10 protein-coding genes and 1 pseudogene (1 of these 11 only partly in view) are annotated in these 13,527 nt (G+C 49.4%); 8 read left to right on the forward strand and 3 right to left on the reverse strand.

What is annotated here, in order from left to right; translation table 11 throughout:
* From QVO97_RS07965 to QVO97_RS07985, 5 genes and pseudogenes are all read left to right on the forward strand, one after another.
* A pseudogene (locus QVO97_RS07965) lies at positions 1 to 505 on the forward strand (metal ABC transporter ATP-binding protein) (its annotated part extends 228 nt beyond the left edge of the window); the annotation flags it as partial.
* A gap of 144 nt (positions 506 to 649) precedes the next feature.
* On the forward strand, positions 650 to 1,477 hold the full coding sequence (locus QVO97_RS07970) for a metal ABC transporter permease (RefSeq protein WP_022359814.1): 828 nt from the start codon (positions 650 to 652) through the stop codon (positions 1,475 to 1,477).
* A 432-nt stretch (positions 1,478 to 1,909) separates the two neighbouring features.
* Complete coding sequence (locus QVO97_RS07975; protein WP_022359815.1) at positions 1,910 to 3,244, forward strand: MATE family efflux transporter; 1,335 nt, start codon at positions 1,910 to 1,912, stop codon at positions 3,242 to 3,244.
* A gap of 244 nt (positions 3,245 to 3,488) precedes the next feature.
* A complete protein-coding gene (locus QVO97_RS07980; protein ID WP_022359816.1) occupies positions 3,489 to 4,664 on the forward strand; it encodes a CobW family GTP-binding protein in 1,176 nt (391 codons plus the stop codon).
* 18 nt (positions 4,665 to 4,682) lie between these two features.
* Entirely contained in the window at positions 4,683 to 5,618 is a 936-nt protein-coding gene (locus tag QVO97_RS07985; RefSeq protein WP_022359817.1) for a TIGR03943 family putative permease subunit, read from the forward strand.
* A gap of 141 nt (positions 5,619 to 5,759) precedes the next feature.
* On the opposite strand, the gene QVO97_RS07990 is transcribed toward QVO97_RS07985, so the two are convergent.
* Entirely contained in the window at positions 5,760 to 7,220 is a 1,461-nt protein-coding gene (locus tag QVO97_RS07990) for a polysaccharide deacetylase family protein (protein WP_022359818.1), read from the reverse strand.
* A 223-nt stretch (positions 7,221 to 7,443) separates the two neighbouring features.
* Between QVO97_RS07990 and QVO97_RS07995 the strand changes: the two genes are divergently transcribed.
* Positions 7,444 to 8,910 carry a D-alanyl-D-alanine carboxypeptidase family protein gene (locus QVO97_RS07995; protein ID WP_288189364.1) on the forward strand — a complete coding sequence of 489 codons (1,467 nt, stop codon included), beginning with the start codon at positions 7,444 to 7,446 and terminating at the stop codon, positions 8,908 to 8,910.
* A 56-nt stretch (positions 8,911 to 8,966) separates the two neighbouring features.
* On the opposite strand, the gene QVO97_RS08000 is transcribed toward QVO97_RS07995, so the two are convergent.
* Together QVO97_RS08000 and brnQ are read right to left on the reverse strand one after the other, a co-directional pair.
* The gene (locus QVO97_RS08000; protein WP_022359820.1) at positions 8,967 to 9,983 is read right to left on the reverse strand and encodes an ABC transporter substrate-binding protein; all 1,017 of its coding nucleotides are present in this window, start codon (positions 9,981 to 9,983) and stop codon (positions 8,967 to 8,969) included.
* Between the two features lie 28 nt (positions 9,984 to 10,011).
* Positions 10,012 to 11,397, reverse strand: coding sequence for a branched-chain amino acid transport system II carrier protein (brnQ, locus tag QVO97_RS08005; protein WP_022359821.1), 1,386 nt, complete (start codon positions 11,395 to 11,397; stop codon positions 10,012 to 10,014).
* A gap of 134 nt (positions 11,398 to 11,531) precedes the next feature.
* On the opposite strand from brnQ, the gene QVO97_RS08010 reads away from it, so the two are divergent.
* A complete protein-coding gene (locus QVO97_RS08010; protein WP_022359822.1) occupies positions 11,532 to 12,434 on the forward strand; it encodes a LysR family transcriptional regulator in 903 nt (300 codons plus the stop codon).
* A gap of 92 nt (positions 12,435 to 12,526) precedes the next feature.
* Positions 12,527 to 13,527, forward strand: a 1,001-nt coding sequence (locus QVO97_RS08015; RefSeq protein ID WP_288189367.1) for a Wadjet anti-phage system protein JetA family protein, incomplete at its 3' end; no start/stop codon positions are given.

Genomic DNA, 13,527 nt, shown 5'->3' on the forward strand with positions numbered 1-13,527 from the left:
AAAAAAAGCCGGTATTGGTTACCTGCCGCAGCAGACCGACGCGCAGAAGGACTTTCCAGCGACTGTGTTTGAGGTGGTTATCTCCGGGTGCCTGGGAAAACGCGGCAGCCGCCCGTTTTATTCGATGAAAGAAAAGAAAGAGGCGCGGGCAAATCTGGATCGTCTGGGAATCCGCGATCTGGAAAAAAGCTGTTTCAGAGAGCTTTCCGGCGGTCAGAAACAGCGTGTTCTGATCGCGCGGGCGCTCTGTGCGACGGATAAGCTGCTGATTCTCGATGAGCCGATCACGGGACTCGATCCGTCGGCGATTCTGGACTTTTACCAGCTGATCCGGAAACTGAATCAGGAAGAAAAGGTTGCAATCCTGATGGTTTCCCATGATATGGCAAATATTGTGCATCAGGGAGGAAAAATTTTGCAGATGCGGCAGAAGCCGCTGTTCTGGGGTACGATGAAAGAATATGTGAAGAGTGAGATTGCTCATTCTTTCCTGGGACGGGAAGAGCTGGCAACTCTGGGACACAGATGCGGAGTGCCGATGCAGAAGGATGGAATCAGGAAGATGCAGAAGCCGGAAATGGGTTCGGAAACTGATTCTGAAACGAAACAGCATTTGAAAGACAGAAATGCGGAGAAGGAGGTGTAGAAGATGGGAATTATATCTGAAATGTTATCATACCCGTTTATGGTGCGGGCGCTGATCGGCGGTCTTTTAGTCTCTCTCTGCGCCTCTCTGCTGGGTGTCAGCCTGGTGCTCAAACGCTACTCAATGATTGGAGACGGTTTATCCCATGTTTCGTTCGGATCCCTTTCGATCGCACTGGCGGCAGGCTGGTCACCTTTAAAGGTTTCGATTCCGGTGGTCGTGCTGGCGGCATTTTTCCTGCTGCGGATCACGGAACATGGAAAAGTAAAGAGTGACGCTGCGATTGCGATGATCTCGGCCAGTGCGCTTGCAATCGGTATTATCGTAACTTCCCTGACAACCGGTATGACGACCGATGTCAGCAGCTATATGTTTGGAAGCATTCTCGCGATGAGCCGGGAAGATGTCCAGTTTGCGGCGGTGCTTTCCATGGTGGTGCTTGGATTATATCTTTTTTGCTATAACAAAGTATTTGCGGTTACCTTTGATGAGAGCTTTGCCAAGGCGACCGGCGTCAATGTGTCGCTCTATAACGTGCTGATAGCGGTTCTGACCGCGATCACGATCGTGATTGGAATGCGGATGATGGGCGCGATGCTGATCTCCAGTCTGATTATTTTCCCGGCTCTGACCTCCATGCGGGTGTTCAAGAGCTTCCGGGGGGTGGTCATCGCATCGGGGATTCTGTCGCTGATCTGTTTCTTTGGAGGAATGGTGATGTCCTACACGTACTCAACACCGGCGGGCGCGAGCGTTGTTGTGGTGGATCTGGCAGCGTTTCTGCTCTTTTCGCTGATACAGAGAGGGATAGCTGCTACTGCCCGCAAATAGGATGTTTTTTGTAAAACATACACATTCTGTATGCTCATGTTTCTGTTCACGGGTAGGCACTTTTGAAACCGAAAGTGCCGTAAGAAAACGTGGTGGCAGCAGGAATTTGCCGCGATGATTTGCCGGGGAGTGGTTGACAAATAAAATGGCTTGCGGTTATAATAATATCCGGTTGCCGGAATGGGCAGATCGCCAGCAAAAGCTTGCGGAGTTGCTGGTCGGCGATAGAAAACGAAAATCGAATAGCTTGTCTAAGCGTTAAAGAGACTATAGGGTTTGTACTGTTTCTGAGATAAACAGTAAAGTCCGTAGTCTCTTTTTTATTTGATAAGAAATGCTTTGCAGAAGAACCCCAGGTGTTTTTTTTCTGCGAAGAATGTGTCAGAAACGCTCATGAAAAGTGAAAAATAAAAAAGGAATGGAGATGGAAAAATGGATCAGACCTACATGAAAGAAAAACCAGTTGTCCCGCTGCTGCTTTCGATGGGAATCCCGGTCATCATATCGATGATCGCCGGGGCACTCTACAATATCGTGGACAGCATTTTCGTGGCAATGATCAGTGAGGACGCGATGACGGCGGTTTCGCTTGTCTATCCGATCCAGAACCTTGCGCACGCAGCCGGGGTTGGGTTTGGCGTTGGTATCAATGCGATGGTGGCGAGACGCCTTGGCGAAGGAAAAACACGGATGGCGAACCAGACAGCATCGCAGGGAGTATTTTTAAGTGCCTTACATGGAATGATTTTAACGATTTTAGGAATGGCGGTGATTCCGTATTTCCTGCGGATGTTTACGAGCGATGAGGTAACGATTTCCTATGGACTGACGTATTTTTACAATGTGTTTCTGTTTTCAACGATCGACACGATGGGAATGGCATATGAAAAGGTCTACCAGTCGGTTGGAAAGATGAAAATATCGATGGCAGCCGTCTTGATTGGATGCGGCGTCAATATCGTGCTGGACCCGATCTTTATCTTTGGATTAGGCCCCATGCCGGAACTGGGAATCTGCGGTGCGGCGTGGGCGACAGGAATCGGGCAGACGGCGTCGCTGCTGTTTTATTTGATTTTAAACCATGTGAAACCGTTAAATGTGGAGATTTCGCTGCGGGAAATGCGTCCGTCGAAGGAGATCTGCGGCGGTATGTATTCAGTCGGAGTCGCGGCAACACTCAATATGGCGCTGACATCCCTGCTTCTGACGGCGCTCAATGCGATTCTGGCACCATTTTCGCAGGTATATATTCTGGTGCTGGGTGTTTACTACAAGCTGCAGGCACTGCTTTATCAGGGAGCCAGCGGCGTGGTGCAGGGAATGCGCCCGCTGATCGGTTACAATTACGGTGCAGGTGAGCAGGAGAGGGTGAAAAAGATCTTTCGCGCGGCCTTCATGATTGTTGGCATTATCATGACAGCGGGAACCCTGCTTGGCGAGCTGATGCCGGATTTCCTGATGGGGCTGTTTACGCAGACGCCTTCGACGGTGGAGATCGGCAGAACGGCGCTCCGGCTCATCAGCCCGGGCTTTGTCATGTCAACGGTTTCCGTCATTGCTTCCGGCGCGTTTGAGGGACTTGGAATGGGACTTAAATCTCTGAAAATTTCCCTGATGCGCTATGTCGTGATTATCATTCCGATCGCATTTGTGCTCAGCCGGATCATCGGTCCTACCGGTGTCTGGCACGCGTTCTGGCTGGCAGAGCTTATCACGGCAGTGTATGCTGGGGCGAGCTGGAAGCGGACGATTACTGTGTCTTTATAGGGCGTTTTTGGTCTCAAAAAGGCTGCATATATGTGAGGCTAAAAACGTTACTGTTCACACGCGCCCAGTAACGGGATTTTGCCGATGCTTGACTTTACTAGGTATTTGTGTAAAATAATAAGTGGCTGATCGGAACTTCGGCAGATTCGGGCGATGTAAAGCTATACATTGCCGGGATGCCAGGTACCGGGCGGACAATGATTTACAGTCAGTACACATTTGTACAGAAAAGAAGGTAAGTAAAATGACAAAGATTGATATTATTTCCGGTTTCCTGGGTGCAGGAAAGACTACGTTTATTAAACAGCTTTTAAAAGAAGCAATTTCAGGCGAGAAAGTCGTTCTGATTGAAAATGAATTTGGACAGATCGGCATTGACGGCGGTTTTTTAAAAGACGCTGGCATCGAGATCCGTGAGATGAACTCCGGCTGTATCTGCTGCTCTCTGGTCGGCGATTTTGGACGTTCCCTCGAGGAAGTTCTGACCAAATATCAGCCGGATCGTGTTATCATCGAGCCGTCAGGCGTCGGCAAGCTGTCTGATGTTATGAATGCAGTAAAAAATGTAGCTTCTGAGATTGAGGTTATGTTAAACAGTGCGGTTACCGTGGTAGATGTCAACAAATGCCGTATGTATATGAAGAATTTCGGTGAGTTTTTCAACAACCAGATCGAAAATGCAGGCACGATCGTGTTAAGCCGTACCGATGTAGCGGATCCGAAGAAGGTACAGGGCGCGGTTGAGATGCTTCGCCAGCACAATGCAAAGGCAACCATCGTGACCACTCCATGCAGCGAGCTGACCGGCGCACAGCTTCTTGAGATGATCGAGCAGGAAGATGATATGGCAGAGGAGCTGATGAAAGAGGCAAGAGAGCATATGCATGAGCATCATCACCATCATGATCATGACGATGACTGCGATTGCGGCTGCCATGACCACGATCATGAGCATCACCACCATGACGATGACTGCGACTGTGGCTGCCATGATCATGATCATGAGCACCATCATCATGACCATGATGATGACTGTGGCTGTCACGATCATGACCATGAGCATCATCATCACGACCATGATGACGAGTGTGGCTGTGGCTGCCATGACCACCACCACGATCACGAAGGACACCATCATGCAGATGATGTATTTACAAGCTGGGGCTTGGAGAATGTCGGCGTGATGAAGAAAGAAGATCTGCAGAAGATTCTGGATGATCTGGCTTATGGTGATAAATACGGCGAGGTTCTTCGTGCGAAAGGCATGGTTCCGAGTGAAGAAAAGGGCGTATGGCTGCATTTTGATATGGTTCCGGAGCAGGCTGAGATCCGTGAGGGAGCACCGGATTTTACCGGAAAGGTGTGCGTGATCGGTGCCGAGCTGGACGAAGAGGGTCTGAAGGCAGCGTTCAACGCGTAAATACAAGGAGAATGAACTATGAATGAAGATAAGATGCCGTTGTTTCTCATCAATGGTTTTCTGGAAGCTGGAAAAACCCAGTTTATTAAATTTACAATGCAGCAGGATTATTTCCAGACCGAAGGAAAAACACTTCTGATTGTCTGCGAAGAGGGCGAGGAAGAGTATGATGAGGAGCTTTTAAAGCAGACTCATACAGCGGTTGTCTATATAGAGGAAGCGGAAAAGCTGACGCCGGAATACCTACAGGATCTGGAGCTTCTTTACAATCCGGAGCGAGTTCTGATGGAGTGGAACGGTATGTGGAATCTGGATGCCCTGAAACTTCCGAACGATTGGGATCTGTATCAGCAGATTACGATCATCGATGGTTCCACATTTGATTTATACCTGCAGAACATGAAACCATTGATTGGTGCCATGGTCCGCAACACGGAAATGATTATCATGAACCGTTGCGACGAGATCGAGGATCTGGATGTATACCGCCGTACTTTAAAGGGCATGAACCCGCAGGTTCAGATCGTATTTGAGGACGCAGAGGGCGAAATTGAGGAAGTGACCGAAGCGGATCTTCCATTTGATGTCAATGCCGAAGTGATCGAGATTCCGCCGGAGGCATATGGTATCTGGTATATTGATGCGATGGATAAACCGGATCGTTACCGTGGAAAGACCGTTGAATTTACCGGCATGGTACTGAAAACCCCGGATTTCCCGAAGAACAACTTTGTTCCTGGACGTATGGCGATGACCTGCTGCGAGGCAGATATGACGTTCTTAGGTTTCATGTGCAAGGCAAAAAATGCCCGTCTGCTTGAGACGAAAGACTGGGTCAAAGTACGTGCCCGCGTAGAATATGAGTATATGCCGGAGTATGAGGGCGAAGGTCCGATGCTTTATGCAGATTACGTGGAAAAGGCAGAGCCGATTGAGGAGATTGTGCAGTTCTAAGATTTGCAACGGAAAGCTGTGCTTGAAAGAAAAGGTGTGCCCCGGAGTGTGGAAGACTCCGGGGTTTTTAAAAAAGAAAGAGAAATCGAACAAATGCTCGATTTCTCTTTCTTTTATTTAAAATTGGATTACAGCTTTATCTTACTCCGTCATCTTCGGCACCGGAGTAGGTCTTGACCGGTCAAATACCGCGTTGACATCAAACAGGTCACTCAAATGATCGCCGCCGACTCCACTTTCCGGAAGGTCGTAATACATCCGGTAGCCGTCGAGGTTCCGGCGCCCCTGTCGCATATAATCGTCGCCGATCTGGACGAAATACTGGGAGGAATCTACGTTACAGAAGTAACGGAATCCCTTGTTGTACAGGTACTGGAAGCGCTCGCTGCTTGTATCATACGGATGCCAGTCCCCAATATCGCTTCCAAACGGGAAGAGGATGATATCACACGGACCGGTCAGCGTTTCGACTTCATTTGCCCATTTATCGGTATCTTCACGGAATTTATCCATTGGGATCGTACCCATGTTGCGGTGTCCCCAGCTGTGGGAGGCAATTTCAAAACCGTCGTCGCGCAGGCACTGGACGACTTTTGCTGCGTTGGCGCGTTCTTCCTCAAAGTTGAAATCCGGGTGTTCCGCTTTGTACTCGTCAGTATTGTAGGCGGAATCGGTGCGGTAGCCCAGGATGCCATTGTAACCGGTAAAAGCAATGCACGCTTTTGCGCCGCGGTAGGAGAAATCCGGGTGCTCTTTGATGAAATCATCCAGTAACGGCACCAGATCATAGGAACCGACGGAAACAGAACCGTCGTCCATCTTCATCTCGTTCGTTGGCTTGCCATCCTCGCCGATAATCATACGGGAGGCAAATCCGTCGCCATCCATGTATTCGTAGTAGCAGACATCATCCTGTGACATGACGAACGGCTTCTTACCTTCCGGAAGCATGATATCGCCCTCCTGGAAATGCCTGGAACCGTCCTCTGCGGTCACCTCATATGCTACATCGTGCAGACGTACCAGAACGAAACCGCGCTCATACATCGACTGGAGAATCTTCATAAATTCATCCTTGGTCGTCATGACCTGATTATAACCCTTTTCGCGGCTGTCGCCGTCAAATGCTTTCGAGGTATCCATAATCAGTGTATGGAAGAATACATGCGTTACCTTGCGCGGATCAGCGCGCACCAGTGTTTCTTTGGTGGCGTTGTATTCGTCAATCGCTGCCGTCACGGACTCGTCAGATGCGTATGTACTGCTGGACAGGAGATTGATTGCCCCGTCATAGTCATAACCGTCTGCCAGAAGCTTTGCCTGAGCGATGACACCCTCGAGGCTGTCATCAGCAGGTGCAGATGCATTATCAAGGGAAATTACTCCATTTTCAGAATCCGTTTCGGTTGACGCTGGAACCGAAGATACATGTTCTGCCGGAGAGCGGCGCACCCAGAGGAACGCGGCAATTCCAAGCAGTACAATCAGAATGCCGATTAAAATTAAATACGGAAGTTTGGAGGAACCGCCGTGCCGTCGCCTGGAACGTCCGCCACGTGCAGAAAATCCAACGCTTCCAAGGGAGGAATTTCTTCTCATCATAGTTTTCACCTTTTGTTTATTCATATTTATCTGTCGTTTTTTGCGTCAGATAGTAATAACAGGCCGAGAAAGTTTGCCACCGACTCGACACAGCAAGATAGAGAGCGGAAAACGTTTTTATAAGCCTGTCTGTGTTCTTATAGTATACCATAAAAAGGAAAGGTGGTCTATGACAGTTTCTTACAATTCTCTTTGGCATAGGGACGGGCGGATATGCCATATCTTGAGAAGAGAGTATGTGCAGACGGAGGAAGATATGAATGAAAAATGTATCATGCAGGGAGAGGCGTGGTATTTGAAATGGAAGCGTGTGGAAAAATGGAGTTGGTTTGTGAAAAAGGAGCTGTTTCGGGAAAAAGAATGTATGTGTTGGAACGAAGATGGCAGAGACAGGAGAAGAGAGTATTTAAACAAAAATGCTTGGAGAGGGCTGGCAGCGATTGGTGTAGCGGTTGTGCTTACGATGGGAGAATGTGTGTCAGGCATACAGCTTGGAATTGGTAAATTGGGGGGAAATGGTATGCTCACATCTTACGCGGAGGAACTGTGGATTCCCGTTTCAGTAACCGCAGAGACAGCGCAGGCAGCAGAAAATGCCGCTGAGCTTCCCGTCCAGTCACCGGAGGCGATCCTTATGGAGGCCTCCACCGGAACTATTTTGTACGAAAAAAATGCGGACGAGGCGCGAAATCCAGCCAGCGTGACGAAGATTATGACGCTGCTTCTGATTTTTGATGCGTTACATTCGGGAAAAATTCATTTGCAAGATGAGGTCACGACCAGCGCGCATGCGAAATCTATGGGGGGATCCCAGGTGTTTTTGGAAGAAGGGGAGGTACAGACGGTCGAAACGCTGATCAAGTGCATCGTCATTGCATCGGGAAATGATGCCAGTGTGGCAATGGCAGAGTATATCGGCGGCAGTGAGGAGGCATTTGTTGCGACGATGAACGAGCGGGCGAAAGGGCTTGGAATGGAGACAGCAAAGTTTGAGGATTGCTGTGGTCTGACGGCGTCTACGACGCACGCGATGTCGGCGCGCGACATTGCCCTCATGTCGCGGGAATTGATCACGAAGTATCCGGAAATTTTTCAGTATTCAACGATCTGGATGGAAAATATAACGCACCGAACCAAGCAGGGAGAGAAGGAATTTGGACTTTCCAATACGAATAAGCTGCTGAAAATGGCGACAAATTTTGAGGTGACGGGACTGAAAACAGGTTCTACATCGCTGGCAAAATATTGTCTGTCCGCAACCGGGCGGAAAGATGGCGTTGATCTGATTGCCGTCATTCTGGCAGCACCGGATTATAAGGCGCGGTTTGCGGATGCGGTCACATTATTAAATTATGGGTTTGCAAATTGTCATCTTTACAAAGATGAAAATCCGGGAGCTGTGCCGGAAACGACGGTGGCAGGCGGCATCCAGGAACAGGTTGCAGGGCGTCTGCGGGGAACCTTTTCTTACCTTTCGATGGGAGGAGAGAATCTGGATGGAATCGAAAAAGAGTGGATGATGGAAGAATCCCGCAAAGCGCCGGTTCGGGAAGGTGATGTGATCGGACATCTGGTCTACCGGCTGGATGGACGGAAATTGGGAAGTGTGGAGATAGAAGCGGCAGAAACGGTGGAGAAAGCGGGACTCTGGGACTATTTTAAGAAGGTAATGGGAGTGTTTGCGGCATAAAAATAAAGAGCTGTCATGTTTGAATAGTGATACACGACAGCTTTTTTCATGGCTAGTTATTCATTCTGCAATCCAGCCGCTTTTTCAGAATACGTGGTCGTTACCAGTTTTTCATAAGGAATCCGCTCCTTGAGTTCACCTGCTTCTTCCAGAATATTTTCCAGAAGCTCAAAGCTGTCCCTGTGGAAAATGGTATCATTTTTCCAGGTGTCCTGCGCTTTGTAGCGTTCAACGATGCGGGCGATTGCCGCGCGGTCTGTTTCCGGAAACTGAGGTTGGATTGTCTCGGCGATTTCATCCGCACTGTGGGAGTTGACGTAAGCTAAGCCCTTCTGGATGGCATTCGTGAACGACTGGATAATTTCCGGATGCCTATTTAGATAGCTCTGCTTTGCACAGTAGGCGGTGTAGGGGACATAACCGGAATCGACGCCGAGCGAGGCGACAACGGTACCATTTCCTTCGGTTTCAAGGGTGGTGGCGAAGGGCTCGAACTCGACCGTGTAATCCGCATCATTACTTGTAAACGCCGCCGCTGTCAGCCCGAAATTGATACTCTGATCGATTGTCAGGTCATTTTTTGGATCGATGCCATTTTTCTTTAAAATATACTCAAAGACCATTTCCGGCATTCCACCCGCGCGCCCGCCAAGCACCTTTTTGCCTTTCAGATCCTGCCAGGAAAAGTCTGGTTCGGCACTTCGTCCAACGAGAAAGTTTCCGGCACGCTGGGTCAGCTGGGCAAAATTGACAGCATAATCGGCGGAACCTTCCTGGTAGACATAGATACTTGCCTCTGAGCCCATGAATCCGATATCGGCATCCCCGGAGATGAGCGCGGTCATAACTTTGTCGGCACCGGCACCGTTTACGAGTGTCAGAGAGATGCCTTCATCCTTAAAATAGCCCAGCTCGATCGCGGCGTACTGTGGCGCATAAAAAATCGAGTGGGCTACCTCATTGAGTGTGACCGGTTCAAGCGCCCCGTCCGCCTCCTTCGCCTGTCCACACCCGGTCAGGGTGGTAAGCAGAGTGAGCACAGCCAGGGCAGCTGCAAATTTAGTTCGTTTCATGGTTGCCTCCTGCAGTTCGTTCATACTATTAAGATATGGGGAATGCAGGAAGGTGTGAGCGGTCTGCTGATTTTTCTTTCTGTCTCCAGAGAAGTCCAATACAAAGCCCGACAAGCGACGGCAGAATCCATCCGAGGTTCAAATCAAACAGCGGAAGCGTATGTCTGGCAAATGCGATGACGGGTTCCAGATGTAGGGCAGACTGCATTTCGTCCGGCAGAGCGGCTAAAAAGTCAAAGATGGAAGCTGCCCAGGAACAAATGGTAACGCAGATATAGACTTTTTTGCTATGCTGGAATGCATTTCCAACCAGCGCGAGGAGAATCAGCGTGATGGCTGGCGGGTAAATCAGCATCAAAACAGGAACCGAGTAAGTGATGATAGCGGACAGTCCTATATTTGACACAATGAGTGAAAAAAGGGTAAAAACGACCGCCCATGCACGGTAGGAAAGGGCATGGGGAAACAGTTTCACAAAGGTTTCCGCACAGCTCGTTACAAGCCCGATGGAGGTCTTGAGGCAGGCGAACGTGATCGCGATGGCGAGGATCCAGGTGCCCATCCGTCCAAGGTAGTAGTCTGCAATCTGGGAGAGGGCGATGCCGCCGTTTTCTGAAAGTTCGAATTGTCCCAGTGACTGTACTCCAATCAGGATGGTAAGCACATAGATAAATGCCATCAGAAGTCCAGCCAGCATACCGGAATGCAGAACCTCTTTTGCAATGGTTGAATCTTCCCGCACGCCCATCTGGCGAATAACCGAAATGACCACGATCCCGAATGCGAGTCCGGCAATCGCATCCATGGTTTCATAGCCCTGGGAGAGCGCGGAAAAGAAAGCTCCATTCTGATAAGAGGCATCGGGAACTGCCGCTGAAACCTCGATACTCGGATGAAGCAGGGCAGTCACAATCAGAACGCCTAGAAACAGAAGAAACAGCGGATTGATGATTTTTCCGATCCAGAGCGTGATGCTGCCTGGACGAATGGAAAATACAAACACCAGCGCAAAGAAGATCAGCGAAAACAAAAGCAGCATAGTCTGTTCGGAAAGCTGTGTTCCTAAAAGGGGTCTGACTCCGGCGGTAAAGGAGGTCGTAGCGCACCGCGGAATAGCGAAAAACGGTCCGATTGTCAGGTAGAGCAGACAGGTAAAGAAATAGCTATATCTGTGTCCGACGCGGCGGGACAGATCCTGAAGTCCCTCCGAATGCGTGCTTCCGATCGCGGCAACACCCAGGATCGGAATGCCGACGGCAGTCAGAATAAATCCAATCGCTGCCGGGAGAAACTGGCGTCCGGCAAGCTGACCGAGATGTACCGGAAAAATCAGATTTCCGGCGCCGAAGAACATACCGAATAATGTTCCGGCAACTAAAAGCCGTTGCTTATGGGAAAGACAGGTCTGTGTCATAGATCTTCACTCCTTTTACATGAGAATTGAAAACTTTTTTGTAATCATCATTATAAAGCCTTCCTTGTGGTTTGTGAAAATCTAGTTTATAATAGAAATATGACAAAATGTAATATTCTAAAAGGAGGTGCGGCATGGATGCCAAAAAACTGGAAATATTGATGACGGCGGTAGATCTTGGAAGTTTTTCGAAAGCATCCGAGGTAGTTGGCTACACGCAGTCGGGGCTGACCCATCTGGTGGACAGCCTGGAGCGGGAGATTGGATTTCCGTTGATTCGCCGCAGTTACAGCGGCATCGCGCTGACGGAGGCGGGAGAAAACCTGTTGCCGGATATCCGCCAGTTTTTGCAGGCAAATGCCACCCTGGAAAATAAGATTCAGGCGGTGCGGGAACAGCAGGAGGAGTCGATCCGTGTGGCGGCATATGCGAGCATCGCGATGTACTGGATGCCGGAGATTTTATACCGGTTCCGCCGCCTCTGCCCGAAGGTGGACGTTGATCTCCGCATGGTCGATCATGCGCTGGAACCATTTGAATTATTACAGAGCGGAAAGACGGATGTCATTTTTGCAAGCAGACAGAAAGAACCGAAATGCGAGTGGATTCCGCTGTATCATGAACTTTTGTATGCGATTCTGCCAAAGCAGTATCCCTTAAATGGGCGCAAAGAATTTCCGCTGCGTGAATTTGAAGGAAAAGATTTCCTGATGCCTTATGGGCGGTTTGACATCGATGTACACGCCGCATTTGCAAAAGAGGGAGTTAGGGCAAAGGAGCAGTCCGTCTATGTGGATGACGAGACGGTGATCCGCATGGTGGGAAAAGGACTGGGCATTTCAATGATGTCTGAACTGATGATCCGCGGAAATACGGAAGATGTCTACTGCGTTCCGGTTTCCCCGACCTGCATCCGGGAAATAGGAATGGGTATGAAGCCGGGGACGGAGGAGAATGGGAGCATTGCAAAGCTGAGAGAATGTGTGATGCAGTTTGTGAGCACGTTAAACAAAGGCGGAAACGTCTCTTTGAAATAACCGGAATCACAGACCAAACAGTCCCAGCCTTGCCATTTTCCCAGTATAGAGTATATAATTAAATACAGATAAATATATGGAAGGAATACACCGTGAACATAAATAAAAACCTTTTTGACGCTCTCCCAATCGGCTTTTTCAACTGCCTGGCAAGCGGCAGCAGCAACCGCATTTATTCGGACTGTCTTCTGCTCATTTATCATGAGTATGACCGGGAGATCACCTACCGCATTGCCCGCAGCCGCATCCGGGATGCGCTTGCCATCTATCTTCTGGAAAATCACATTGATTATTTGGACGATGAGATGACAACCGACCGGAATTACAACCAGCTTGCCAATTCCGTGATCCGCAAATTCTGCTCGAAAGAGGTCGGATGGCTGGAGGAGGACACGGACGATGCGACGTATGAGAAGCATATCATGATGACGGAGCAGGGCGTCTTTCTGGCAGAATTTCTCCAGAAGATGATGAAGCCGGAGTGGGAAGAATTTTCAAGTTATATTTTCAATATTTATAATATTTTGCAGAATCCCGACCAGTGGGAACCGGATATCTATGTCAATGCGCTGCGCTCGGTCTACCGCAACGCGAAACAGCTCTCCGGTGCGCTCAAGCGCCTGGCGACCTTTATCAAAAAAATCATCGAGCGGATGGTGCGCGAGGAAAGCCTGGAAAGTCTGACCGAGAATGTCCTCGAATACTGTGAGGGCGATTTTATCCGCGAGTACGCGCGTCTGACGAAACAGCAGAATATTCATATGTACCGTTCCTTTATCCGGTCAAAGCTGGAAGCGATGCAGAACCGGCAGGAGCTGTTTGAGGGCCTGGTGGCGGGATGCGCGAAGGAAGAAGAACTGGAACACATTGAGGCGGAGAATAAGGTGCTGGATATGCTCCAGACGATTCTGCAGTTTTTCTCAGTCGATTACGACCAGATCATGCGGGATATCAAGCATAAAATTAATATCTATTTACAGATTGCGATTGGACGGGCGAGATTTCTTCAAAACCGGGACAGCGATGTGCGCGGGCATGTCGAGCAGACGATCCGCGTGATTGCGGCGGAGATGAACACACTCGGTTGGAAGGA

The organism is Clostridium sp. CAG:43, from assembly GCF_000434655.1.
In the GTDB taxonomy this organism is placed as follows: Bacteria; Bacillota; Clostridia; order Lachnospirales; family Lachnospiraceae; genus Otoolea; species Otoolea fessa.

Bases quoted from the DNA above. Each gene is read 5' to 3' on its own strand.
- brnQ (WP_022359821.1), bottom strand. From the start codon at position 11,397: ATGACACAGACCTGTCTTTCCCATAAGCAACGGCTTTTAGTTGCCGGA.
- QVO97_RS08010 (WP_022359822.1), top strand. From the start codon at position 11,532: ATGGATGCCAAAAAACTGGAAATATTGATGACGGCGGTAGATCTTGGA.
- QVO97_RS07975 (WP_022359815.1), top strand. From the start codon at position 1,910: ATGGATCAGACCTACATGAAAGAAAAACCAGTTGTCCCGCTGCTGCTT.
- QVO97_RS07980 (WP_022359816.1), top strand. From the start codon at position 3,489: ATGACAAAGATTGATATTATTTCCGGTTTCCTGGGTGCAGGAAAGACT.
- QVO97_RS08000 (WP_022359820.1), bottom strand. From the start codon at position 9,983: ATGAAACGAACTAAATTTGCAGCTGCCCTGGCTGTGCTCACTCTGCTT.
- QVO97_RS07970 (WP_022359814.1), top strand. From the start codon at position 650: ATGGGAATTATATCTGAAATGTTATCATACCCGTTTATGGTGCGGGCG.
- QVO97_RS07990 (WP_022359818.1), bottom strand. From the start codon at position 7,220: ATGATGAGAAGAAATTCCTCCCTTGGAAGCGTTGGATTTTCTGCACGT.
- QVO97_RS07985 (WP_022359817.1), top strand. From the start codon at position 4,683: ATGAATGAAGATAAGATGCCGTTGTTTCTCATCAATGGTTTTCTGGAA.